The organism is Actinoplanes octamycinicus, from assembly GCF_014205225.1.
GTDB lineage: Bacteria > Actinomycetota > Actinomycetes > Mycobacteriales > Micromonosporaceae > Actinoplanes > Actinoplanes octamycinicus.
In genome coordinates this window covers 460,198-483,313 of the sequence record NZ_JACHNB010000001.1, presented here as the reverse complement: position 1 = coordinate 483,313, position 23,116 = coordinate 460,198, and the positions used below count along the sequence as shown (strand labels likewise).

Sequence of the window (23,116 nt, the reverse complement as noted above, 5' to 3'; positions counted from 1 at the left end):
TTTACTACAGGGTCGAATCCCTGTTCAGGCGGGTTTTGGTCCTCGTCTGGGGCAGGTCGGAAGGGGCCCGTCGCGCGGCGCCGGTGATCCGGCGCCGCGCGCCTGCCCGGGGAAGACCGGCGGGTAGGTGGCTACGGTGGTGCGATGCGTCCGATCATCGGGATAACGACGTACGAGATGCCCGCGTCCTGGGGCGTGTGGCGTGACCTCCCCACCACCTTCGTGCCGGCCGACTACGCGGCCGCGGTCGCCCAGGCCGGTGGCCGGGCGGTGCTGCTGCCGCCGGACGACCTGGACACCGATGTGCTCCATGTGCTGAATGGTCTGCTGTTTACCGGTGGTCCGGACGTGTCCCCGGTTTTGTACGGCGCCGAACCGGGCATCCACACCGTCACCCACCCGGACCGGGACGAAGCCGAACTTATGCTGCTGCGCGCGGCACTCGACCGAGACCTGCCTGTGCTCGGCGTCTGCCGGGGCATGCAGCTCCTGGTCGCCGCCGCCGGCGGGACGCTCCACCAGCACCTGCCGGACGTGCTCGGACATGACCGACATCGCCCCGCGCCGGCGGAGTACGGGCGGCACGACGTCGTCCTCACCGCCGGCAGCCGGATCGCCGGCCTGATGGGCGGGGACGTCACCATCAACTGCTTCCACCACCAGGGCGTCGCCGACCCCGGGAGCCTGACCGTCACCGGCCGGGCCGAGGACGGGCTGCCCGAGGCGGTCGAGGACCCGGACCGGCACTTCGTGCTCGGGGTGCAGTGGCACCCCGAGGTGAGCCGGGACAAACGGATCTTCGGCGCTCTGGTGGCGGCCGCAGCCGAACGGAGCTAGGAGGACCACAGTTCCATGCGCAGACCGCTGATCGGCCTCACCGCTTACGCCCAGCAGGTGCACTACGGCCGCAACGACATGATGGCCGGCATGCTCCCGATGACGTATGTCCGAGCGGTGCACGCCAGCGGCGGACGCGCCGTGCTGATCACTCCCGACGACCCGGGGACCGACGTGCTGGACTCGCTGGACGGCATCGTGTTCACCGGCGGCGCCGACATCGACCCGGCGCACTACGGCGCGGAGCCGCACCCGCGGACCGAGGTGGACACCGAGCGGGACGCCGCCGAGCTGATGCTGATGCGCGCCGCGCTCGACGCCGACCTGCCGGTGCTCGGGATCTGCCGGGGCCACCAGGTGATGGCGGTGGCCACCGGCGGCGCGCTGCACCAGCACCTGCCCGACCTGATCGGGCACGACCGGCACCGGGCCGCCACCGGCACCGATCCGCTCGCCGCCGGCGCCGGCGACTACGGCCGGCACGACGTGGTGACCGCCGAGGGCTCCCGGGCGCACGACCTGCTCGGCCGGCACACCACGGTGAACTCGTTCCACCATCAGGCGGTGGCCGACCCGGGCGCGTTCGTGGCCACCGGCTGGTGCCCGGACGACCGCGTGGTGGAGGTCATCGAGCATCCCGGGCGGGGCTTCGCGCTGGGCGTGCAGTGGCATCCGGAGCGGACCTCGGATCTGCGGGTGTTCGCCGCGCTGACCCGGGCCGCCCTGCTGAACCGGGAAATGGCCCCGGCGGTGTAGCCGGGCGGGCCGGCCGCGCCGGTGTTACCGTGCGTCCGGACCGGGTCACCCGGTCACCCGACCCCCACGGGAGGCTTCGATGGGCGCCGTGCCGGCCCGCCTGCGCACCGCTTTCCAGCGCGGCGGCGAGATGGGCCGCCGGATGGCCGAGCTGGACTGGTCCACCTCCCCGGCCGGCGATCCGTCGCGGTGGCCGCCGGAGCTGGTCGACGCGGTGATCACGGCACTCGCCTCGAAGACCCAGATCTGCATCTTCTGGGGCCCGGAGCACGTGGTGCTCTACAACGACGGGTACATCCCGGTGCCCGGCGCCAAGCACCCGGCCTACCTCGGCCGGCCCGGCCGGGAGCTGTGGGCCGAGGCGTGGGACCTGGTCGGTGGGCTGCTGCGCCGGGTGGCCGACACCGACGAGGCGTTCTACGCCGACGACCTGCTGTTCGTCCTCGACCGGTACGGCTTCCTGGAGGAGACGTACTTCGACATCTCGTACGACCCGATCCGGTCGGCGGACGGCTCGGTGAGCGGGGTGATGTGCATCGTCACCGAGACCACCGGGCGGGTGCTCGGCGAGCGCCGGGTGCGGACCCTCTCCGCGCTCGGCCGCCGGCTGGCCGACCTGGCCGACCCGGCCGCGCTGGCCGCCGAGGCGGTGGCCGTGCTCGGCGAGAACCCGGGGGACGTCCCGTTCGCCCGGCTGACCCTGGACGGCCCGCCGGCGCGGAGCCGGGTCCCGCTGCGGGAGCTGACCGATCCGCCGTCGGCGGCCGCCGCGGAGGCGCTGGTGCTGCCGATCGGGGTGGGCGCCGACACGGTCGGCGCGCTGGTCCTCGGGGTGAGCCGGTTCCTCCGCCTGGAGGGCGACTACCGGGACTTCCTGGAGCTGGCCGCGGCGCAGATCTCCCGGGCCGTGGCCAACGCCCGGGCCTACGAGCAGCAGCGCCGCCGGGCCGCCGAGCTGGCCGAGCTGGACCGGGCCAAGACCGCGTTCTTCTCCAACGTCAGCCACGAGTTCCGCACCCCGCTGACCCTGATCCTGGGCCCGCTGGAGGACCTGCTCGAGGACCCGGCGACCGGCCCCGGCCTGCGGGACCGGCTGCTCCCGCTGCACCGCAACGGCCTGCGCCTGCTCAAGCTGGTCAACACGGTGCTGGACTTCTCCCGGCTGGAGTCCGGCCGGATGCGCGCCGTCTACCGCCCGACCGACCTGGCCGCGCACACCGCGCGGCTGGCCACCTCGTTCCGCCCGGCCACCGAGCGGGCCGGGCTGGACCTGGTGATCGTCACGCCGCCGTCGCCGGTCCGGGTGTACGTGGACCACGAGCTGTGGGAGAAGATCGTCTTCAACCTGCTGTCGAACGCGGTGAAGTTCACCCGCGAGGGGCGGGTCGAGGTGCACGTCCGGGTGACCGACGGGCACGCCGAGCTGGCCGTGCGGGACACCGGGGTGGGCATCCCGGCCGACGAGCAGCCGCTGCTGTTCGACCGCTTCCACCGGGTCACCGGCGTCTGGTCGCGCAGCCACGAGGGCACCGGGATCGGGCTGGCTCTGGTCCGCGAGCTGGCCGAGCTGCACGGCGGCTCGGTCTCGGTGCGCAGCGAGCCGGGGGCGGGCAGCGAGTTCCTGGTCCGGATCCCGTTCGGCGCCGGGCACCTGCCGGCCGACCGGCTCAGTGACGACCCGGCCCCGGCCGGCGCCGCCGACCCGCGGCTCTGGGTGGACGAGGCGGTCTGGTGGACCGGGGACGGCAGCGGCGCCGTCGCCGGGCCGGTCCCGCCGGACGCCGGCGGTGGCCGGATCCTGCTCGCCGACGACAACGCCGACCTGCGCGAGCACGTGAGCCGGCTGCTCAGTCCGTACTGGGAGGTGGTCGGCGCGGTGGACGGCGCGTCCGCCCTGGCGCTGGCCCGGGAGCGCCCGTTCGACCTGGTGCTGACCGACATCATGATGCCCGGGCTGGACGGCTTCGGGCTGATCGCCGCGCTGCGCGCCGACCCGCGGACCCGGGACGTGCCGATCGTGGTGCTCTCCGCCCGGGCCGGCGAGGAGTCGGCGGTCGAGGGCCTGGCCGCCGGCGCCGACGACTATCTGGTCAAGCCGTTCTCCACCCGGGAGCTGACCGCCCGGGTCCGGGCCAACGTGGAGCTCGGCCAGCTGCGCCGGGAGACGGTCAGCCGGCTCGGCGGGCTGGTCGACGCCGCGGCCGCGCTGAACACCGTGGCCGGCACCGCCGAGGTGCTCGACGTGGCGGCCCGGCACGTGCTGGCGATGACCTCGGCCGGCCGGGTGGTGGTGACCGCGCCGGAGGCCCGGGCCGAGCGGGACGGCGGCGCCGCCGAGGACGCCGAGCCGGACCTGGTGTTGCCGCTGCCGGACACGGCCGGCGCCGCGCTCGGCGAGCTGCGCGTCTGGGCCGGGCCGGGCGGGCCGGTCGAGCCGGAGCTGCTCACCCAGCTGTCCCGGCTGATCGGGTTGCGGCTGGCCAACGCGCGGCTCTACGAGAGCGAGCACCGGATCGCCCGGACGCTGCAGCACAGCCTGCTCCCGCAGTCGCTGCCCCGGGTCCCCGGCGCGGTGGTGGCCAGCCGCTACGTGGCCGGCAGCAGCGAGGCCCGGGTGGGCGGCGACTGGTACGACGTGATCACCGGCCCGGACGGCGGGCTCTACCTGGTGATCGGCGACGTGGTGGGCAAGGGCGTGCAGGCCGCCGCCACGATGGGGCAGCTGCGCAACGCGCTCCGGGCGTACGTCCTGGAGGGTTTCGATTGCGGGCCGGCCCTGAGCCGCCTCAACCGCCTGGTGGACACGCTGGGCCGGCGGCAGTTCGCCACCGTGCTGGTGGCCCGGTTCGACCCGGACACCCGGGCGCTGCGCTACTCCTCGGCCGGTCACCCGTCGCCGATCCGGGTCACGCCGGGGGAGCCCGGCGCGTTCCTCTACCGGGCCGCGCTCGGCCCGCCGATCGGCGCGCTCGGCGACGTGCCCTATCCGACCCGGGAGGCCCGGCTGGAGCCCGGCGACCGGCTGCTGCTCTACACCGACGGGCTGATCGAGGACCGCAAGCAGGGCATCGACGCCGGCCTGGCCGAGCTGACCACCGAGGTGGCCAAGCCCACCGAGCACGTCGAGGACCTGCTGGACCGGTTGCTGGCCAAGGCCACCCGGCAGGCCCGCCGGGACGACATCGCGCTGATCGCGCTGGAGGTCACCGAGCCGCGCGAGTTCGTCATGCGGCTGCCCGCCGACCCGACCCGGCTCAGTGTGCTGCGCCAGCGGCTGGAGGACTTCCTGGCCGCGCACGGGGTGCCGGAGCCGGACGTGTTCGACCTGACGGTGGCGGTCTCCGAGGCGGCGGCGAACGCGATCGAGCACCCGATCGACCCGGCCGAGCCGGTGATCACGGTGGAGACGTCGGTGCGGGCGGACGCGATCGTGGTCATCGTGCGGGACACCGGGCGGTGGCGGCCGGCCGGCGACGCCGGTTTCCGCGGGCGTGGGCTGGCCCTGATCGGGGCGCTGACCGAGCTGTCCGTGCACCGGTCCCCGGAGGGCACCGCGGTCACCCTGCGGCGGCCGCTCAGCCCCGATCCGGCCTGAGCCAGGGCTGGTCACCGAGGCCGGAGATGTCCAGCACCCGGCGGACCCGCCCGGACGGCAGCACCTCGAGGCTCCGCGGGAACCGCTCGGCCAGCCGGATCAGCGCGTGGATCGCGGCCGAGTCGAAGAACGTCACGGCGCGCAGGTCGAGCGTGGCGCCGGTGACCCCGGGCGGGGTGGCGGCCTCGAAGAGGGCGTCGGCGGTGGACATGTCGACCTCGCCGGTCACCGTGACGGTGACCCGGTCGCCGGCGACGGCGCCGGTCGCCGAGAATGTCGGGTCCTCACCCTCTTGATCCACCAGAACACGATTTCACAGTGGCCCGGGGGCGGCAAGGACGGGGCGGTTCGTGCCGTCACCCGGCGGATAGGCTGTCGTCATGACCGTACGTGCCCCACTCGTGCCGGGTAAGCAGTCGCCCTGGCGATCGGTCCCGGCCGCCATCGTCCGCCCTGAGTATGTCGGGAAGAAACGCCCGAAGGAGTGGCGCGGCTCGCACGTGCAGACCCCGGAGACCATCGAGCGGATGCGGGTCGCCGGGCGGATCGCCGCGCAGGCCACCCAGCTGGCCGGCGAGCACTGCAAGCCGGGCGTGACCACCGACGAGATCGACCGGGTGGTGCACGAGTTCATCCTGGACCACGGCGCCTACCCGTCCACCCTGGGCTACAAGGGCTTTCCGAAATCCTGCTGCACCTCGCTGAACGAGGTGATCTGTCACGGCATCCCGGACTCCACGGTGCTGGAGGACGGCGACATCATCAACGTCGACGTGACCGCCTACCTCGACGGGGTGCACGGCGACACCGACGCCACCTTCTGCGTCGGCGAGGTCAGCGAGGAGGCCCGGCTGCTGGTCGAGCGGACCCACGAGGCGATGATGCGGGGCATCCGCGCGGTCGCCCCGGGCCGGCCGATCAACGCGATCGGGCGGGTCATCGAGGCCTACGCCCGCCGCTTCGGCTATGGCGTGGTCCGTGACTTCACCGGGCACGGCATCGGCGAGACCTTCCACTCCGGCCTCTACGTGCCGCACTACGACAACCCCCGGCTGGACACCGTGATGGAGCCGGGGATGACCTTCACCATCGAGCCGATGATTACCCTCGGCACCCATGAGTACGAGATCTGGAAGGACGGCTGGACCGTCGTCACCAAGGACCGCAAGTGGACCGCCCAGTTCGAGCACACCCTGGTGGTGACCGACGACGGCGCCGAGATCCTGACCCTGCCGTGACCGCGGTGATCGAGCACCACCACGCGGACGTCTCCGGCGGCTGGCTGCGCGCCGCCACCTTCGGCGCGATGGACGGCCTGGTCACCAACATCGCGCTGATCGCCGGCGTGGGCGGCGCCAGCACCGACCGCCACCTGCTGGTGCTGACCGGGATGGCCGGGCTGGTGGCCGGGGCGATCTCGATGGGCATCGGCGAGTGGACCAGCGTCCGCACGCAGAACGAGCAGATCGCCGCCGAGCTGGACAAGGAGCTGCACGAGCTGCGGGTCAACCCGGAGGCCGAGGCCGAGGAACTGGTCGCGATGTGGACCGCCCGCGGTCTGCCGCCCGATCTGGCCCGCCAGGTCGCCGAGGTGCTCAAGAGGCACCCGGAGCAGGCGCTGCGGGTGCACGCCCAGGAGGAGCTCGGCGTGGTGCCGGACGAGCTGCCCAGTCCCTGGACGGCGGCCGGGTCCTCGTTCGTCTGCTTCGCGGTGGGCGCGGTGATCCCGCTGCTCACGCTCCTTCTGGGGTACGACGACCTGTGGGCCGCCCTGGCCGTCGGCGGCCTGGGACTGTTCGCCGCCGGGGCGGTCGTCTCCCGGCTGACCGCCCGGCCGTGGTGGCTCGGCGGGCTGCGGCAGCTGGTGCTCGGGCTGCTGGCCGCGGTGCTGACCTACGCGGTGGGCGCACTGATCGGCGTCAACGTCGCCTGAGCCGCTCCGGTCGTACCGTAAAGGGGTCTCAATCGAAGAGCGCGCCCAGCGTGCCGTCCACCGGGCGGCCGCGGGCGGCCAGCTCGTCCGCCTGGTACTTCAGGATCGCGCCGAGTTCCTGGGTGTCGGCGGCGGCCACCCCGGTCCGCTTCACCGCGTCGGCCGGGTTGCGGAACCAGGTCCGGGTGAGGAATCCGGCGACCAGCGCGGCGTGCACCCGGGCCTGGGCGATGGTGACCAGCGCGGCGTCGGTGTCGTACCACTGGGTGAGCCGGACGGCCCGCTGCCGGGCGCCGTTCGCGATCGCCCAGTTGTGCCGGGCCAGGTGGCTGAACTCGGCGGGCCGGGCCTCGGCGAGCAGCGTCTGGTGCGCCTCGCGCAGCTCGGCGAAGAAACCCTTGGGATCGTGCAGCGGGAACGTGGTGATGAACCGGTCCGCCTGCAGCGGCCAGCGCGGGGTGAGCAGCCGGGCCTCGGCCAGCGCCTCCTCGGCGGCCCGCACCCGCAGGTCGACCGGGATGCCGTCGACCTTGCGCAGGGTCGATTTCGGCCCGGTCCGCGGCCGGAAGGTGATCACCACCAGGTTGACGTCGCTGCTCTCGGTGTCCTCGCCGTGCGCGATCGAGCCGCACACGCCGATCGCCTGCACCTCGGCCGGCCACCGGTGCTGGATCGCGTCGCTGAGCCGGCCGGCCAGCGCGGCCCGGTGCGAAGAGGTGTCGATCTCGTCGATCACCACCTCATTCTGTCCTGCTCAGCCGGTCGGCCGGCCCGGAAAGATCAGGGTGACCGGCGTGACCTGGGCGAGTTTCCGCCACTTCGTCGCACGAACCGCCGAGTCGGTCAAAGCGGACAGCGCGTCGACCCGCTCGGTGCCCTCGGTGACCGGCAGCACCACCCGCCAGGCCTGGGCCACCCCGTCCTCGATCCGGACGGCCAGGTTCAGCGCCGAGGCGCGGTCGCCGACCGGGAACGGCAGCTGGTAGCCGGCCGGGGTGGGCGCGGTGCTCGCCTTCAGCTGGGCCAGCCGGCTGACCAGGTAGTCCCGGCGCAGCCGGTGCACGTCCTCGGCGGCCCGCGCCTGGTCCCGCTCGGCGCCGGCCCGCAGGTGCACGCCGATCAGCCCGTAGGCCCAGATGGCCGCCTCCTCGGCGGCGAGCGCCCCGGCCAGTTCCTCGTTCACGATCGAGAAACCTAGCGCAGCGCTTCCGCATGGGTGGCCCGAGCGGCGGCGATCGATCCGACCAGCGCGGCCCGCTCGGCCGGGGCGGCCCGGCACGCGGCCACCGCGGTCTTCTGCGCGGCCAGCTCGGCGGTGCGCAGGGCGGCCACGGTGCCGGGGACGGCGGCCGCGGACGGCGCCGCCGAGCCGGACGGCAGCGTGGCGCCGATCACCTTGGCCAGCTCGGTGGCGTGCGCCCGGTGCGCCTCGGCGATCGGCGCGAGCCGCGGCTGGGTGACCGCCAGCCGCTGGTACGCCCCGGCCAGCGCCAGCGCCTCGTCCAGCACCGGCTGCAGCGGGTCGGGCGCCGGGGCCGGCTCCGGCTCGTCGTCGCCGAAGAGCCCGCAACCGCCCAGCGTGACCGCTCCGGCCAGCCCGCCGGTGGCGCCCAGCACCCGGCGGCGAGTGTGTCCCGCATCGCTCATCCGCACCGCGCCAGTCAACACCATCCCCTCTACCGGATGATGTCCGGGACCGCTGACCTGCGGATCAGGTGCTTTTGGAGCGGCGCCGCTCCGCCCGGCGGGTCGGCGCGTTACGCTCTGCGTCAGCCGCGGGGCCGAGGACTGCCCGGCGGCATATAGTCGTTGCAGCGAAAAAACTAGCGAGAGGTCGAGCCCGATGACGCAGCGTGGTCGCGCCGGGGCCCGGCCCGGTGGTCGCCCGAATGGCCGGCGGAGCCGGCCGGAGCCGGAGGCCCGGAGTGCTCCCGCCGCTCCGCGGATCGATCTGACCGCGGCCCGTGCCCGGTTGCGCGAGGTGGTCGAGCCGGTGGTCGCCAAGGCCGGTTTCGACTTGGAGGACCTCACCCTGTCCCGGGCCGGTCGCCGGTTCGTGGTCCGGGTGCTGATCGACACCGACGGCGGGATCAGCCTGGACGATGTGGCGACCGTCTCCCGGGAGATCTCCGAGGCTCTGGACAGCGCCGATGAGCAGGGCGGCGAGCTGCTGGCCGGGGAGTATCAGCTGGAGGTCGGCTCGCCCGGGGTGGACCGGCCGCTGACCGAGCCACGGCACTGGCGCCGCAACACCGGCCGCCTGGTCGCGGTGAACGGGCTGACCGGCCGGGTGCTGCGCACCGACGAGACCGGCGTGACCCTCGACGTGGACGGCGCCGAGCGCCAGGTGGCGTGGGCCGACCTGGGCGCGGGCAAGGTCCAGATCGAGTTCAAGCGGATGGACGAAGCCGAGTTCGGCGACGACGACGAAGCCGATGACGACGACGAAGGGGAGGGCGAGGAATGAACATCGACCTCGCGGCGCTGCGCGCCCTGGAGCGCGAGCGGGAGATCCCGTTCGAGACGATTCTCGCGGCCATCGAGACCGCGCTGCTGACGGCGTACCGGCACACCGACGGCGCGGAGAGCCACGCCCGGGTGGAGATCGACCGCAAGTCCGGCGTGGCCTCGGTGCTGGCGCAGGAGCTGGACGCGGACGGCACGGTGGTCCGGGAGTGGGACGACACCCCGCACGACTTCGGCCGGATCGCCGCGATGACCGCCAAGCAGGTGATCCTGCAGCGGCTCCGGGAGGCCACCGACGAGCAGCACTTCGGTGAGTACGCGGGTCGCGACGGCGACCTGGTCACCGGCGTGGTGCAGGCCGACGCCGCGCGGGCCGAGAAAGGCATCGTGATCGTCGACCTGGGCAAGCTGGAGGCGGTGCTGCCGCAGTCCGAGCAGGTCCCCGGCGAGTCCTACGAGCACGGCTCCCGGATCCGCTGCATCGTGGTGCACGTGGCCAAGGGGTTCCGCGGCCCGCAGATCACCCTGTCCCGGTCGCACCCGGCGCTGGTCAAGAAGCTGTTCGCGCTGGAGGTCCCGGAGATCGCCGACGGCACCGTCGAGATCGCCGCGATCGCGCGTGAGGCAGGTCACCGTACGAAGATCGCGGTCCGCTCCACGGTCCAGGGCGTGAACGCCAAGGGCGCCTGCATCGGCCCGATGGGCCAGCGGGTCCGCGCGGTGATGAGCGAGCTGCACGGTGAGAAGATCGACATCATCGACTGGTCGGACGACCCGGCCCAGTTCGTCGGCAACGCCCTGTCCCCGGCGAAAGCCCTGCGTGTGGAGGTCGTCGACGCGGCCACCCGGACGGCCAGGGTGACTGTGCCCGATTTCCAGCTGTCCCTGGCCATCGGCCGGGAGGGACAGAACGCGCGGCTCGCGGCCCGGCTCACCGGCTGGCGCATCGACATCCGCCCGGACAACGAACCCGCTCCAGTCGCGGACCGTGATGCGGCCGAGGCGGGGAACTGACCGGATACGCGGTCGCCGCGATCGAGGGGTAGACTTGCCCTTGGTCGGCCCGACGCGAACCTGCGTCGGCTGCCGCAACCGCGCGCCGGCCGCTTCATTGCTGCGGTTCGTCGCGGCTGGATCCGGGGATGACCTCCGGCTTCTGCCCGATCCAAGCCGCCGACTGCCGGGCCGGGGAGCACATCTGCATCCCGATCCGGCCTGCTTCGAGCAGGCGGAGCGACGTCGCGCCTTCGGGCGTGCGTTGCGTCTCACCGGTGTTGCTGACGCCGGACTGCTTGCCGAGCACATCCGCACGGTCTCCGTGCCGTGCGGAACCACCGATGACGAGGCGTTGCCGCCCCGTCACGACCCAGCAAGGTAGGACGACCCAGATGAGCACTCGATGAAGTCCCTGAAATGACCAGGCTTCTAGTGCACGAGTGAGGTCGCTGCGGGTACTGCTCGCACGACCTCGAGATGAGGAGTGCAGTGCCAGGCAAGGCCCGCGTTCACGAGCTCGCCAAAGAGCTCGGGGTCGACAGCAAGACCGTGCTCGCCACATTGAAGGACATGGGCGAGTTCGTTAAGTCCGCATCCAGCACCGTCGAGGCCCCGGTGGCCCGGCGGCTGCGTGGCGCCCTCGAGGCGAGCGGCAGCGTCCCGGCGGCTCCGTCCGCTCCGGCCGCGCCCGCTTCCGCCCCGTCCGGCGGCGCGCCCACTCCGTCCGCGGCGCCGCGTCCCGGCCCGCCGGCGGTCCGTCCGCAGCCTCCGCGCCGTCCCGGGCCCACGCCCGGCCCCGGCCCGGCTGCTGCCCCGACTTCGCCGGCCCCGTCGCCCGGCCCGACCGCCCGGCCGTCCGCGCCGGTGCCCGGTCGTCCCGGCCCGCGGCCCGGCCCGGTCGCCAAGCCGGCCAGCGCGCACGACATCGAGGTGGCGGCCGCCGAGGCGCGCGCCCAGGCGCTGAAGGCCGAGCAGGAGGCCGCGGTCAAGGCGGCCCGTGACGCCCAGGCCGCCCGCACCCGGGACGCCGAGCGTCGCGGTCCTGCCGGTCCGTCCGAGGGCGGCCCGCGTGGCCCGCGCCCGGGTCCGGCCGGCATGCCGCCGCGTCCGGGTTCCCCGGCCGCCGGCCGTGCCGGTGGCAACCAGGGTGGCCAGGGTGGTCCCCGTCCGGGTCCGGCCGGCGGCGCCCCGCGCCCGCCCGCGCGTGGTCCCGGCAACAACCCGTTCGGTGTCTCCGGTAACGCCGCGGCCGGTCCGCGTCCGTCGCCGGCCTCGATGCCGCGTCCCAACCAGCCCGGCATGCCGCCGCGGCCGAGCCCTGCCTCGATGCCGCCGCGGCCCAGCCCCGCGTCCATGCCCTCGCAGCGTCCCGCCGGTCCCGGCGGCGGCCGTGGCGGCCCGGGTGGCGGTGCCGGTCGTCCCGGCGGTCCCGGTGGCGGCCGTGGCGGCCCCGGTGGCGGTGGCGGCGGTTTCCGTCCCGGTGGCGGCGGCTTCCGCGGCGGTCCCGGTGGGGGCGGCGGCGGTGGCGGTTTCCGTCCCGGCGGTGGCGGCGGTGGCGGCTTCCGTCCCGGTGGCGGTGGCCCCGGCGGCGGTGGCGGCGGTCCGGTCGGCGCGGGTGCTCCGGGTCGTCCCGGTGGCGCCGGTGGCCGTGGCCGTGGCGGTGGCGCGGCGGGTGCCTTCGGGCGTCCCGGCGGCCGGCCGACCCGTGGCCGGAAGTCGAAGAAGCAGCGGCGTCAAGAGTTCGACAACCTGTCGGCTCCGCAGATGAGCTCGGGCGCTCCGCGCGGTCAGGGTCAGGAGATCCGGCTGTCGCGTGGTGCCTCGCTGTCCGACTTCGCCGACAAGATCAACGCGAACCCGGGCTCGCTCGTCCAGGAGATGTTCAACCTGGGCGAGATGGTCACGGCGACGCAGTCGGTCTCCGACGACACGCTGCTGCTGCTCGGTGAGCACCTCGGCTTCGACGTCAAGATCGTCAGCCCCGAGGACGAGGACCGTGAGCTGCTCGCGCAGTTCAACATCAACCTCGACGCCGAGGTGGCGGAGGACCGGCTGGTCACCCGTCCCCCGGTGGTGACGGTGATGGGTCACGTCGACCACGGTAAGACGAAGCTGCTCGACGCGATCCGCAAGACCAACGTGGTCGCCGGCGAGGCGGGTGGCATCACCCAGCACATCGGCGCCTACCAGGTCGTCGTCCCCCACCAGGGGGAAGAGCGGGCGATCACCTTCATCGACACCCCGGGTCACGAGGCGTTCACCGCCATGCGTGCCCGTGGCGCGCAGGTCACCGACATCGTCATCCTCGTGGTGGCGGCGGACGACGGCGTGATGCCGCAGACGGTCGAGGCGCTCAACCACGCCAAGGCCGCCGAGGTGCCGATCGTGGTCGCGGTGAACAAGGTCGACAAGCCGGACGCCAACCCGGACAAGGTCCGGCAGCAGCTCACCGACTACGGCCTGCTCGCCGAGGAGTACGGCGGCGACACGATGTTCGTGAACGTGGCCGCCAAGCCCGGCATCGGCATCGATGACCTGCTCGAGGCGATCCTGCTGACCGCCGACGCGTCGCTGGAGCTGACTGCTCCGATCGACGGGCCGGCCCAGGGTGTCGCGGTCGAGGCCCACCTCGACAAGGGCCGCGGTGCGGTCGCGACCGTCCTGGTGCAGAAGGGCACGCTGCGGGCCGGCGACTCGATCGTGGCGGGTGGCGCGCACGGCCGCGTCCGCGCCATGCTCGACGAGAACGGCAAGCAGGTCGCCGAGGCCGGTCCGGCCCGTCCGGTGCTGGTCCTGGGTCTGACGTCGGTGCCCAGCGCCGGCGACACGTTCCTGGCCGCCGAGGACGACCGCACGGTCCGCCAGATCGCCGAGCAGCGTCAGGCGCGCCGTCGTGCGGCCGCCTTCGCCAACTCGGGCGCCAAGGCCACTCTCGAGACGCTCATGGCCCAGCTCAAGGAGGGCGAGAAGACCTCGCTCACGCTGGTCATCAAGGGCGACAGCTCGGGTTCGGTCGAGGCCCTCGAGGACGCGCTGTTCAAGATCGAGATTCCGGACGAGATCCAGCTCAAGGTCATCCACCGCGGTGTCGGTGCGATCACCGAGAGCGACGTCAACCTGGCGTCGGCCTCGTCGGAGCAGACCGCGACGATCATCGGCTTCAACGTCCGGGCCTCGAACAAGGTCAAGGAGATGGCCGACCGCGCCGGCGTGGAGATCCGCTACTACAGCGTGATCTACCAGGCCATCGAGGAGATCGAGGCGGCGCTCAAGGGCCTGCTCAAGCCGGAGTACGAAGAGGTCGAGCTGGGCACGGCGGAGATCCGCGAGGTCTTCCGCTCGTCCAAGATCGGTCTGATCGCCGGTTGTATGGTCCGCACCGGTCTCATCCGCCGCAACGCCAAGGCGCGGATCATCCGCGAGGGCACCGTGGTGGCCGAGAACGTGACGATCAGCTCGCTCAAGCGGTTCAAGGACGACGCGACCGAGGTCCGCGAGGGCTTCGAGTGTGGTCTGACCTTCGGTGGGTTCGGCACGCCGCAGATCGGCGACGTGATCGAGACCTTCGAGATGCGCGAGAAGCCGCGGGCGTGATCCCCGGCTGAGGTTCAAGCGGCCCCGGCGGGTTACCCGCCGGGGCCGCCCCTTTTCTCCGCTGGGAGGATGGGGGCATGTCCCGCTACGCCATGCTGCTCGCCCCGTCCGCCAACCGCGTCTACGCCGACCAGGCGTCCCGGATGTCCCAGGCGGAGCTGGCCGCGTTCGCCCCGGTGCTCTCCGCGCCGCCGGCGGAGATCGGGACGGCGGAGATCGGCGGGGTGGACTATCTGACGTTCACCGCCGAGCTGAGCCCGCGGGACATCGCCTACGTCTCGAACCTGTCCGCCGCCTACGCCCTGTTCGAGCTGGTCGACGGCGATCTGCTGCGGCCGGTCGGGCTGAGCCCGCTGGCCCGCTACGACAGCGACCTGATCACCATCCCGAAGTACGCCGGCAAGACCAACGAGCAGTTCACCAAGCTGGTGCTGAACCTCACCGTGCTGGCGTCGGCCTCCGCGGAGCGGATGCTGGACGGCCACCTCACCGTGCTCGACCCGCTCTGCGGCCGCGGGACGACCCTCAACCAGGCGCTGATGTACGGCTACGACGCGCTGGGCGTGGAGATCGACGGGAAGGACGTGGAGGCGTACAAGCTCTTCCTGCAGACCTGGCTGAAGCGCAAGCGGCTCAAGCACACCGCCGAGCTGGTGCCGATGCGCCGGCAGGGCCGCCGGGCCGCCCGCCGCCTGGAGGTGACCCTGGCGGCCAGCAAGGACGACCACAAGGCCGGCGCGGTGCAGAAGGTGACCGTGCTGCACGCCGACACCACCGCGCTGGACGGCCTGATCCGTGGCAACGTGGCCGACGTGCTGGTCGCCGACCTGCCGTACGGCGTGGCCCACGGGTCCTACGACGACGCGGGCGGCATCTCCCGGCGGCCGCTGGACCTGCTGGAGCGGGCGGTGCCGGAGTGGCTGCCGCTGCTGCGCCCGGGCGGGGCGGTCGGCCTGTCCTGGAACACCAAGGTGGCCCGGCGCGAGCTGGCCGAGGACATCCTGCTGGCGGCCGGCCTGGAGCTGGTCGAGCACGGTGATCTGGCGCACCGCGTCGACCAGGGCATCGAGCGCGACGTCCTGGTCGCGCGGAAAAGGGGCTGACCAGCGCCATCAGCGGGCGTAGCCTGCTCGCTGATGTATACCGAGACCGCAGTCTTCGACCTGCTCCTGCCCGGTGACTCCCGTTCCCTGAAGCAGAAGCGTTCGTATGTTCGCCCGATCGTCGCGATGCTGAAGAAGTTCGAGGTGAGCGTCGCCGAGGTGGGTTTCCACGACCTGCACGGCCGGGCACAGATCGGGGTGGCCGTGGTGGCGCCCGACCCGGCACAGGCCCGCGCGGTGATCGACACCTGCGAGAACCAGGTGGCCGGCCGCCCGGAGATCGAGCTGTTGTCGGTCAAGCGCCGGCTCTACGGCGACGACGACTGATCCGGCCGGGCCGGGGCAAAACCGCATGGTGGTTCTGTCATCGGGCCTGGGTACGCTTCACCAAGTTGGGCGGGGGCAACGGTGACCCGCGGTTACACAGTCGGAGGTGGGCGAGATGTCGGATCCGGCCAAGACGCGTCGGCACGCGGAGCGTGTCCGTGAGCTGGTGGCCTCGCTGGTGCGGGAGATCAAGGATCCCCGGATGGGCATGGTGACGGTCACGGACGCCCGGATCACCGGTGACCTCCGGGAGGCGACCGTCTTCTACACCGTGCTGGGCGACGCGACCGAGCAGGCCTCCACGGCGGCGGCGCTCGAGAGTGCCAAGGGCATGCTGCGCAGCCGGGTCGGCCACGCGCTGGGGCTGCGGCACTCGCCGAGCCTGGCGTTCAAGGCGGACCACGTGCAGGACAACGTGAAGGAGATCGACGACCTGCTGGCCGCCGCCCGGCACCGGGACGAGGAGGTCCAGCGGCTCGCGGCCGGCAAGAAGTATGCCGGCGACCCGGACCCGTACAAGTCCGAGGAGCCGGCCGACGAGGACGAGGACGAGGCCGAGCGGGTGGGTGCCCGCGAGGACCTCGGGTGACGCTGCCGTCAGCCGGGCCGGCCGCCGAGCAGTGGGACGCCGCCGTCGCGGCGATCCGTGCGCTCGGCGGTGCGGCCCCGATCCAGTTGATCTGCCACGTCAGCCCGGACGGGGACGCGCTGGGCAGCATGCTCGGCTTCGCCCTGGGGCTGCGGCGCCTCGGGCACACCCGGGTGCGGGCCACCTTCCCCGGCGAGTTCAGCATCCCCACGCCGTACTCGGCGATGCCGGGCCTGGATCTGCTGGTCCCGGAGGCGGACGCCTACCCGGAGCCGGACCTGGTCCTGGTCTTCGACGTGGCCGCCGAGTCGCGGCTGGGCGGCCTGGCCGCCCTGGTCGCGGCGGCGCCGGTCAGCGTGGTCCTCGACCACCACGCGTCGAACACCGGGTTCGGCACGATCCGGCTGGTCGACCCGCGCGCGGCGGCCACCTCGGTGCTCGCCGAGCAGCTGATCGAGCGGCTCGGGGTGCCGCTGGACACGGAGATCGCCGAGTGCTTCTACGTGGCGCTGGCCACCGACACCGGGTCGTTCAAGTTCGACGCGACCACGGTGGCGGTGCACGAGCTGGCCGCCCGGCTGATCGCCACCGGGCTGCGGCCCGGTGACATCTCCCGGCGGATCTTCGACACCCGGCCGTTCGGCGCGATGAAGCTGGCCGGCGAGGTGCTCGGCCGGGCGGTGCTGGAGCCGGCCGCGGCCGGTGGGCGCGGCCTGGTCTGGACCTATGCCACGCTGGCCGACCTGGCCCGGCACGACCAGCCGCCCTATGTGCTGGACACCCTGATCGACCCGGTCCGCTCGGTCGCCGAGGCGGACGTGACGGTGCTGGTCAAGCAGGTGTCCGAGGGGGAGTGGGCGGTGTCGCTGCGCAGCAAGGGCGCGGTCGACGTGAGCCGGCTGGCGATCTCCCAGGGTGGTGGCGGTCACCGTCTGGCGGCCGGTTTCACCGGATATGGGGAGCCGGGTGACGTGGTGGACACCGTGCGTCGGCTTCTTGACGATTATCTGAATTGACGCTGTTTCAACAGCTCACCGGGGGTCATCCGAAAGGATGGCCCCCTTCTTTTCGTCTCGGATCCCGGGAACCCCCGGTGCGCGGTGCTGACTGAACGTTAGTTTGAGAGCTGAACGGTGATTTGGTTTTGCGCGGCTGACACCTCCGCCTTCCGTGAGACCGCGAGCCGCCCGGGTCCACCGCCCCGGGTCGCGTCACCTCTGCCACGCGTCCGGCGATCCCGGACTCGGCCAGTGACGCCCCGCTCGACCGCTTCCGGGCGCTCCGCAGGCGCGAGCGCCCAAACCACACCGTGGAAGGAACCTCTGATGGCTGCCAAGCCGAAGCCCCAGCCCTCCGAAGACGCCCGTGAGCAGGCGCGCCGCGCGCTGCAGACCTCGCTGGACACGCGTCAGTAGAGGACCCGCCGGTGTAAGGCACCGGCCCCGGTTGTAACCCTTACCTCTGGGCGGGCATCATGGGAGACCATGAGCCCGTCTGCCCAGATCGCCAAGCTGGCCCTGCCCGCCCTCGTGGTGCTCGCCGCCGAGCCGCTCTACGTCCTGGTGGACACCGCGGTGGTCGGTCATCTCGGGCCGGTTCCGCTGGCCGCCGTCGCGGTCGGTGGCACGGTGATGTCGGTCGCGGTCTGGTTCGGCACGCTGATGGCGTACGGGACGACCGGACGCGCCGCCCGCCGCTTCGGCGCGGGTGACCGCCCGGCCGCCGTCGCCGAGGGGGTCCAGGCGTCCTGGCTGGCTCTCGGGCTGGGCCTGCTGCTCGGCCTGCTCGGCGTGCTGCTGGCCGAGCCGCTGGCGTACGCGCTGGCCGGCAACCCGGCGACCGCCGAGGCGGCCGCCGGCTGGCTGCGGATCGCCGCGCTCGGCGTGCCCGGGCTGCTGCTCGCCGCGGCCGGCAACGGCTGGATGCGCGGCGTGCAGGACACCCGCCGGCCGCTGGTCATCGTGCTCGGCGCCAACGTGCTCTCGGCGATCCTCTGCCCGCTGCTGGTCTATCCGCTCGGGCTCGGCCTGACCGGGTCGGCGATCGCCAACGTGACCGCGCAGTCGGTCGGCGGCGTGCTGTTCCTGCTGGCCCTCGTCCGGGAGACCCGGCAGCTGCGCCCGGTGCCGTCGGTGATCGTCCGGCAGGTGGTGCTCGGGCGCGACCTGCTGATCCGCGGCGCCGCGTTCCAGGCCTGCTTTCTCTCCGCGACCGCGGTGGCGTCCCGCTTCGGGGTGGCCGCGGTCGGCGCCCACCAGATCGCGCTGCAGCTCTGGTTCTTCGCCGCGCTCGCCCTGGACGCGGTCGCGATCGCCGCGCAGTCGCTGGTCGGCGCGGCGCTCGGGGCCGGCGACGCGGACCAGGCGCGGGACGTGGCCCGCCGGGTGACGATCGCCGGCGGGGTGGCCGCGGTGGTCTTCGCGGCGCTGGTCGGCGCGGGCGCCTCGGTGATCCCGGCGCTGTTCACCGACGACCGCTCGGTGCTCGACCAGGCCGCTGTCGTCTGGCCGTGGTTCGTCGCGCTGCTCCCGTTCGCCGGCGTGGTCTACGCCCTGGACGGCGTCCTGATCGGCGCCGGCGACGTCGCCTATCTGCGCACCACCACGATCCTGGCGGCGCTGCTGGGCTTCCTCCCGATGATCTGGCTGGCGTACGCCCTGGACCTGGGACTCGGCGGCGTCTGGGCCGGTCTCGCCCTGTTCACCCTGGTCCGCCTGATCGCGACGGTGTCCCGGTGGCGCTCGCCGCGCTGGGCCGTGGTGGGCGCCACCCGCTGACGCGCTCCGACCGGGTGCGGTGGTCGCGGGGGCGGCCCGGGCGGCGACTACGCTCGGCTGGTGGATGGGTTGATTGTGGTGGACAAGCCGGCCGGGATGACGTCGCACGACGTGGTGGCCCGGGTCCGGCGGCTGGCCAGGACCCGGCGGGTCGGGCACGGGGGGACGCTGGATCCGATGGCGACCGGGGTGCTGATCATCGGGGTGAACCGGGCGACCCGTCTGCTGACCTACGTGATCGGGTCGGCGAAAAGCTACGCCGCGACGATCCGGCTGGGGGAGTCGACGGTCACCGACGACGCCGAGGGCGAGGTGACCGCGACCGTGCCGGCCGCCGGGGTCACCGACGAGGCGATCCGGGACGGGCTGGGGCGGCAGGTCGGCGAGATCGACCAGGTGCCGAGCGCGGTGAGCGCCATCAAGATCAACGGGCAGCGGGCCTACAAGCGGGTCCGCGACGGTGAGACCGTGGAGATCCCGGCCCGCCGGGTCACCGTGCACCGGCTGGACGTGCTGGACATCCGGCGGCCCGAGGGGCGCGACGTGATCGACGTCGACGTCGACGTGAGCTGCTCGTCCGGCACCTACATCCGGGCCATCGCCCGGGATCTCGGTGCGGCGCTCGGGGTCGGCGGGCATCTCACCGCGCTGCGGCGGACCGCGGTCGGCGAGATGACCCTGGACGCGGCGTCCACCCTGGAGCAACTCGAGGAGCTTGCCCCGGACGTGGTCGGCCTGCCGATGGCGGAGGCGGCCCGGCGGGCGTTCCCGCAGCGGGTGGCGACCGAGGAGGAGACCCGGGTGCTGCGGCACGGCGGGCCGCTGCCGACGGTCGGGATCGACGGGCCGTACGCGGTGTTCGACCAGGCCGGCGAGGTGCTGGCGATCGTCAGCGAGCGCGACGGCAAGGCCCGCGCGGAGATCGTCCTGGCCCCGGCCTGAGCGGGCGGCCCGGCTGAGCCGGCGTCAGCGCAGGTGGCGGGCGACCGTCGCGACCAGATCTGCCGCGGCGTAGGGCTTGTCCAGGAAGTCGTCGCAGCCGGCGTCCAGCGCGTCCTTCTGGTCCTGCGGCAGCACCGAGGCGGTCACCGCGACCACCACCGGCTTCGGCCGGTCCGCGGGCGCCTCGCCGGCTCTCAGCTCGCGGGCCAGGCTGAGCCCGTGGCCGTCGGGCAGGTTGAGGTCGAGCAGGATCAGGTCGTACGCGCCGTCCCGCAGGCTGGCCCGCGCCTCGGCCAGGGTGGTGGCGTCGACCAGTTCGGCGTCGCGCACCGCGTCCACGCCGGCCCGGGACAGCACCGCCTTGACCAGCATCCGGTTCAGCTCCTCGTCCTCGACCAGGAGAATGCGGTGGCTCACTGGTCCTCCAAAGACGGGACGGCGCTGCGCAGCGGGATTGTGCCGGCCGGCGGGTGCGCGCCGCCGGCGGTCCGCCGGGCCGCCGGGTGCGCCGGGTGGTGCGGGATCCCCGGGTGATGGGTGGCCGGGTGGTGGCCGAGCAGCGGGGCCAGGCTGTCCCAGCCGGCGCCGCCGGCCATCGCCTCGGCGACCACCCCGCCGGCCATCGCGGTGGCGATCAGCGGGGCGGTGTCGCCGGGCGCCCGTTCGGCCAGCGCCGCGGCGCTCAGCCCGAGCACCGGGGTGTGCCGCCCGGCCGGGTCCTGTTCCAGCTCGGCGAGCAGGCTGAAGCCGTCCGCGGCCGGGGACTGCATGTCGCAGACGATCAGGTCGAAGTTCTCCGCCCGGCTGCGGGCCAGGCCGTCCCGGCCGTCGGCGCAGGCCACCACGTCGGCGCCGCCGGCCCGCAGGCCGTCCTCGATCGCCTGGCGGATCGCGTCGTCGTGGTCGACCACCAGCACCCGCGGGGCGGGCCGGGCGGCGATCGCGTTGGACAGGGCGCTGAGCAGGGCGGGCTGGTCGACCGGCTTGACGAAGTAGTCGTGCGCGCCGAGCGCCAGCCCGGCCGGCGCCTCGTCCAGGATGCTGGCGAAGAAGACCGGCACGGTGGCCAGCGCGGCGTCCGCCTTGAGCCGGCGGATCACCTCCCAGCCGGAGATCCCGGGCAGCTCCACGTCGAGCACGATGGCGTCCGGCCGGTGCGTGCGGGCCACGGCCAGGCCGCTCTCCCCGGTGCCGGCCACCTCCACCCGGTAACCGGCGTTGCTCAGCTGGGTCTGCATCAGCTCCGCCGAGTGCGGGTCGTCCTCGACCAGCAGCACGTACGGGGCGTCGGCCGCGCCGGCCGCGCTGGACTGGGCGACCGGGGCGGCGGGCAGGCGTACCGAAAAGGAACTGCCCTGGCCCGGAGCGGAGCTCAGGGTGATCTCGCCGCGCTGGGCCTCGACCAGGCGGCGGGTCAGGGCCAGGCCGAGACCGGTGCCGGCCTGCCGCCGGTCCGGATCGCCGACCTGCTGGAACTCCTCGAAGACGCGTTCCGCGTCGGCGTCGGCGATGCCCACCCCGGTGTCCGCGACGGTCAGCGAGACGTCGGTGTCCGACCCGGTCACGGTGATCGAGACGGTGCCCTCGGACGGGGTGAACTTGATCGCGTTGGACAGCAGGTTCTCCACGATCTGCCGGAGCCGGAGCCGGTCGGCGAGGGCGGTCACCGGGGCCAGCTCGGTCATCACGGTCAGCCGCTTCTCGGCGAAGAGCGGGGCCAGCGTGGTGACCAGTTCCTCGACCGTGGTGTCCACCCGGACCGGGGCGACCCGCAGGTCCATCCGGCCGGCCTCCACCTTGGCCAGGTCCAGGATGTCGTTGATCAGGCCGAGCAGGTGGCGGCCGCTGCTGTGGATGTGGTCCACCCAGTCGGCCGGCACCCGGCGACGGTCGCCGTCCGGCTCCTCCAGCCGCATCAGGTCGCTGAACCCGATGATCGCGTTGAGCGGGGTCCGCAGCTCGTGGCTCATGGTCGCCAGGAAGTTGCTCTTCGCCTCGTTCGCCCGGGTCAGCGCGTCGACCGAGTTGCTCAGCTCGGTGGCCAGCCGGCGCTCGCGGACCATCGCGGCCTGTCGCTCGGCGAGCAGCCCGGCCTGGCCGCCGAGCACCGCCAGCAGGCTCAGGTCGTCGTCGCTGAACAGGTTGCGATGGCGGTTGAGCAGCAGCACCCAGCCCTCGACGTCGGGTGGCACCGGCATCGGCAGCACGGTGACGTAGTCGTCGCGCAGGTCGTCGCCGAAGTGCCGGACCAGCGCCGGGTCGCCCTCCCGCAGCCGGGCCGGCCGGCCGTGGCGGATCAGGCGGGCCGGGTCGGCGGCGATCGGTTCGGCCGGCCCGCGCTGCGGCGGTCCGGCGTACCCGGTCTGCTCCAGGGCGCCGTCCGGGCGGGGGAGCAGCACCGCGACCGCGTCGGCGCCGGTCTGCACCCGCATCAGGCCGGCGTACGTCTGCCAGATCTGCTCCGGCGACTCGGCCGGCGCCCGCAGCAGCCGTTCGGTGATCGACTGGGCGGCGGCGGCCGAGGAGATCCGGCGCAGCCAGCGCGGCGGCGCGAACGCGACCAGGTAGCCGAGCCCGCTGGCCAGCGCCAGCACCCGGCTGGCGGCGCGCAGTCCCGGGTTGCCGCCGGCCGCCGCGCCGATCAGCATGATCATCACGCCGAAGGTGAGGGTGGCCGCCGCGGCGGTCATCAGCCGCACCCGGTTCGCGCCGGTCCGGGCCCGCGCCTCCCCGTAGAGCAGCCCGGCCGCGGTGAACTCCGCGGCCAGGAAGTAGGCCACCTCGGCGGCGATCAGTCCGAGCGGGAGCGGGCGCGGCGCCACCACCAGCGGGGCGGCCAGCAGCAGGAAGCCGGCCAGGGTGCCGTGGATCAGGGCCGGCGGGACGTGCCGGAGCCGGGCGGCCAGGCGCATCGTCAGGTACGGCTGCGCCATCAGCGGCACCGCGGTCAGCGCCCCGGTCCAGGCCGGCCGGTCGCCGATCGTCTGCCACAGCACGTCGCAGCCGAAGACCAGCGCGCACGGCGCGAAGACCAGGGTGACGTCGCGGTGCAGCGGGTCGCGCCGGCGGAGGTAGCCGAGCAGCGCGCGCAGGAAGAGCACCGCGAAGGTGATCTCCGCGGCGAGCAGGACGAGGCGGGTCCACTCGACGCTCATATCGGTGCTAATCGTACCGATCCGGGCGCGTCGCAGGAGGGATACG

The 23,116-nt window shown here is 73.5% G+C and carries 21 protein-coding genes; 15 read left to right on the top strand and 6 right to left on the bottom strand.

Translation table 11 applies throughout. The features are described 5' to 3' along the window. Nucleotides 1–144: 144 nt before the first annotated feature. From BJY16_RS02040 to BJY16_RS02030, 3 genes are all read left to right on the top strand, one after another. Nucleotides 145–837, top strand: a complete 693-nt coding sequence (locus BJY16_RS02040; RefSeq protein WP_185037433.1) for a gamma-glutamyl-gamma-aminobutyrate hydrolase family protein — start codon at nt 145–147, stop codon at nt 835–837. Nucleotides 838–852: 15 nt separating this feature from the next. Next, nucleotides 853–1,593 (top strand): gamma-glutamyl-gamma-aminobutyrate hydrolase family protein, encoded by a 741-nt coding sequence (locus BJY16_RS02035; protein WP_185037432.1) that lies wholly within the window; start codon nt 853–855, stop codon nt 1,591–1,593. Between the two features lie 79 nt (nt 1,594–1,672). Then, a complete protein-coding gene (locus BJY16_RS02030) occupies nt 1,673–5,188 on the top strand; it encodes a SpoIIE family protein phosphatase (RefSeq protein ID WP_185037431.1) in 3,516 nt (1,171 codons plus the stop codon). On the opposite strand, the gene BJY16_RS02025 is transcribed toward BJY16_RS02030, so the two are convergent. Further along, nucleotides 5,169–5,489, bottom strand: coding sequence for an STAS domain-containing protein (locus tag BJY16_RS02025; protein WP_185037430.1), 321 nt, complete (start codon nt 5,487–5,489; stop codon nt 5,169–5,171). The two genes, BJY16_RS02030 and BJY16_RS02025, sit on opposite strands and share 20 nt — an antisense overlap. Nucleotides 5,490–5,568: 79 nt before the next feature. Here BJY16_RS02025 and map point away from each other — a divergent pair, with 79 nt between their 5' ends. Both map and BJY16_RS02015 read left to right on the top strand, forming a co-directional pair. Beyond that, entirely contained in the window at nt 5,569–6,426 is an 858-nt protein-coding gene (map, locus tag BJY16_RS02020) for a type I methionyl aminopeptidase (protein WP_185037429.1), read from the top strand. Further along, complete coding sequence (locus tag BJY16_RS02015) at nt 6,423–7,121, top strand: VIT1/CCC1 transporter family protein (protein ID WP_185037428.1); 699 nt, start codon at nt 6,423–6,425, stop codon at nt 7,119–7,121. The genes map and BJY16_RS02015 overlap by 4 nt, the downstream gene beginning before the upstream one ends. Before the next feature lie 28 nt (nt 7,122–7,149). Here BJY16_RS02015 and BJY16_RS02010 read toward each other — a convergent pair whose 3' ends face one another. From BJY16_RS02010 to BJY16_RS02000, 3 genes are read right to left on the bottom strand one after another with little or no spacing between them, the layout of a single operon-like run. Beyond that, the gene (locus tag BJY16_RS02010; protein WP_307836003.1) at nt 7,150–7,857 is read right to left on the bottom strand and encodes a nucleotidyltransferase domain-containing protein; all 708 of its coding nucleotides are present in this window, start codon (nt 7,855–7,857) and stop codon (nt 7,150–7,152) included. A gap of 18 nt (nt 7,858–7,875) precedes the next feature. Continuing rightward, nucleotides 7,876–8,304: a ferritin-like domain-containing protein gene (locus BJY16_RS02005; protein WP_185037426.1), complete on the bottom strand. Its 429-nt coding sequence runs from the start codon at nt 8,302–8,304 to the stop codon at nt 7,876–7,878. Between the two features lie 11 nt (nt 8,305–8,315). Then, nucleotides 8,316–8,768, bottom strand: a complete 453-nt coding sequence (locus tag BJY16_RS02000; RefSeq protein ID WP_239177887.1) for a hypothetical protein — start codon at nt 8,766–8,768, stop codon at nt 8,316–8,318. A gap of 196 nt (nt 8,769–8,964) precedes the next feature. Here BJY16_RS02000 and rimP point away from each other — a divergent pair, with 196 nt between their 5' ends. The 10 genes from rimP (at nt 8,965) to truB (ending at nt 19,915) form a co-directional block, all read left to right on the top strand. Beyond that, nucleotides 8,965–9,588 carry a ribosome maturation factor RimP gene (gene rimP / locus BJY16_RS01995; RefSeq protein WP_185037424.1) on the top strand — a complete coding sequence of 208 codons (624 nt, stop codon included), beginning with the start codon at nt 8,965–8,967 and terminating at the stop codon, nt 9,586–9,588. After that, entirely contained in the window at nt 9,585–10,601 is a 1,017-nt protein-coding gene (nusA, locus tag BJY16_RS01990) for a transcription termination factor NusA (RefSeq protein WP_185037423.1), read from the top strand. Before rimP ends, nusA begins: the two co-directional genes overlap by 4 nt. Next, a complete protein-coding gene (locus BJY16_RS01985) occupies nt 10,579–10,965 on the top strand; it encodes a YlxR family protein (protein ID WP_185046222.1) in 387 nt (128 codons plus the stop codon). Before nusA ends, BJY16_RS01985 begins: the two co-directional genes overlap by 23 nt. Before the next feature lie 107 nt (nt 10,966–11,072). Next, nucleotides 11,073–14,177: a translation initiation factor IF-2 gene (gene infB, locus BJY16_RS01980; RefSeq protein WP_185046221.1), complete on the top strand. Its 3,105-nt coding sequence runs from the start codon at nt 11,073–11,075 to the stop codon at nt 14,175–14,177. Nucleotides 14,178–14,254: 77 nt separating this feature from the next. After that, nucleotides 14,255–15,280, top strand: a complete 1,026-nt coding sequence (locus BJY16_RS01975; RefSeq protein WP_185037422.1) for a TRM11 family SAM-dependent methyltransferase — start codon at nt 14,255–14,257, stop codon at nt 15,278–15,280. Between the two features lie 33 nt (nt 15,281–15,313). Continuing rightward, nucleotides 15,314–15,607, top strand: a complete 294-nt coding sequence (locus BJY16_RS01970) for a DUF503 domain-containing protein (RefSeq protein ID WP_185037421.1) — start codon at nt 15,314–15,316, stop codon at nt 15,605–15,607. Between the two features lie 115 nt (nt 15,608–15,722). Beyond that, the gene (rbfA, locus tag BJY16_RS01965) at nt 15,723–16,196 is read left to right on the top strand and encodes a 30S ribosome-binding factor RbfA (RefSeq protein ID WP_185037420.1); all 474 of its coding nucleotides are present in this window, start codon (nt 15,723–15,725) and stop codon (nt 16,194–16,196) included. Further along, the gene (locus BJY16_RS01960; RefSeq protein WP_185037419.1) at nt 16,193–17,212 is read left to right on the top strand and encodes a DHH family phosphoesterase; all 1,020 of its coding nucleotides are present in this window, start codon (nt 16,193–16,195) and stop codon (nt 17,210–17,212) included. Before rbfA ends, BJY16_RS01960 begins: the two co-directional genes overlap by 4 nt. A gap of 468 nt (nt 17,213–17,680) precedes the next feature. Further along, the gene (locus tag BJY16_RS01955; RefSeq protein WP_185037418.1) at nt 17,681–18,973 is read left to right on the top strand and encodes an MATE family efflux transporter; all 1,293 of its coding nucleotides are present in this window, start codon (nt 17,681–17,683) and stop codon (nt 18,971–18,973) included. Between the two features lie 60 nt (nt 18,974–19,033). After that, nucleotides 19,034–19,915, top strand: coding sequence for a tRNA pseudouridine(55) synthase TruB (gene truB / locus BJY16_RS01950; RefSeq protein WP_185037417.1), 882 nt, complete (start codon nt 19,034–19,036; stop codon nt 19,913–19,915). 24 nt (nt 19,916–19,939) lie between these two features. On the opposite strand, the gene BJY16_RS01945 is transcribed toward truB, so the two are convergent. Together BJY16_RS01945 and BJY16_RS01940 are read right to left on the bottom strand one after the other, a co-directional pair. Next, nucleotides 19,940–20,332 (bottom strand): response regulator, encoded by a 393-nt coding sequence (locus BJY16_RS01945; protein WP_185037416.1) that lies wholly within the window; start codon nt 20,330–20,332, stop codon nt 19,940–19,942. Then, nucleotides 20,329–23,070, bottom strand: a complete 2,742-nt coding sequence (locus BJY16_RS01940) for an ATP-binding response regulator (protein ID WP_185037415.1) — start codon at nt 23,068–23,070, stop codon at nt 20,329–20,331. Before BJY16_RS01940 ends, BJY16_RS01945 begins: the two co-directional genes overlap by 4 nt. Nucleotides 23,071–23,116 lie beyond the last annotated feature (46 nt).

What these genes read in the sequence shown, in the direction of transcription:
- nusA (WP_185037423.1), top strand. Translation starts at nt 9,585, where the DNA reads ATGAACATCGACCTCGCGGCGCTGCGCGCCCTGGAGCGCGAGCGGGAG.
- BJY16_RS01970 (WP_185037421.1), top strand. Translation starts at nt 15,314, where the DNA reads ATGTATACCGAGACCGCAGTCTTCGACCTGCTCCTGCCCGGTGACTCC.
- BJY16_RS01955 (WP_185037418.1), top strand. Translation starts at nt 17,681, where the DNA reads ATGAGCCCGTCTGCCCAGATCGCCAAGCTGGCCCTGCCCGCCCTCGTG.
- BJY16_RS02040 (WP_185037433.1), top strand. Translation starts at nt 145, where the DNA reads ATGCGTCCGATCATCGGGATAACGACGTACGAGATGCCCGCGTCCTGG.
- map (WP_185037429.1), top strand. Translation starts at nt 5,569, where the DNA reads ATGACCGTACGTGCCCCACTCGTGCCGGGTAAGCAGTCGCCCTGGCGA.
- BJY16_RS01985 (WP_185046222.1), top strand. Translation starts at nt 10,579, where the DNA reads ATGCGGCCGAGGCGGGGAACTGACCGGATACGCGGTCGCCGCGATCGA.
- BJY16_RS02035 (WP_185037432.1), top strand. Translation starts at nt 853, where the DNA reads ATGCGCAGACCGCTGATCGGCCTCACCGCTTACGCCCAGCAGGTGCAC.
- rimP (WP_185037424.1), top strand. Translation starts at nt 8,965, where the DNA reads ATGACGCAGCGTGGTCGCGCCGGGGCCCGGCCCGGTGGTCGCCCGAAT.
- rbfA (WP_185037420.1), top strand. Translation starts at nt 15,723, where the DNA reads ATGTCGGATCCGGCCAAGACGCGTCGGCACGCGGAGCGTGTCCGTGAG.
- BJY16_RS02030 (WP_185037431.1), top strand. Translation starts at nt 1,673, where the DNA reads ATGGGCGCCGTGCCGGCCCGCCTGCGCACCGCTTTCCAGCGCGGCGGC.
- BJY16_RS02000 (WP_239177887.1), bottom strand. Translation starts at nt 8,768, where the DNA reads ATGAGCGATGCGGGACACACTCGCCGCCGGGTGCTGGGCGCCACCGGC.
- BJY16_RS01975 (WP_185037422.1), top strand. Translation starts at nt 14,255, where the DNA reads ATGTCCCGCTACGCCATGCTGCTCGCCCCGTCCGCCAACCGCGTCTAC.
- BJY16_RS01940 (WP_185037415.1), bottom strand. Translation starts at nt 23,070, where the DNA reads ATGAGCGTCGAGTGGACCCGCCTCGTCCTGCTCGCCGCGGAGATCACC.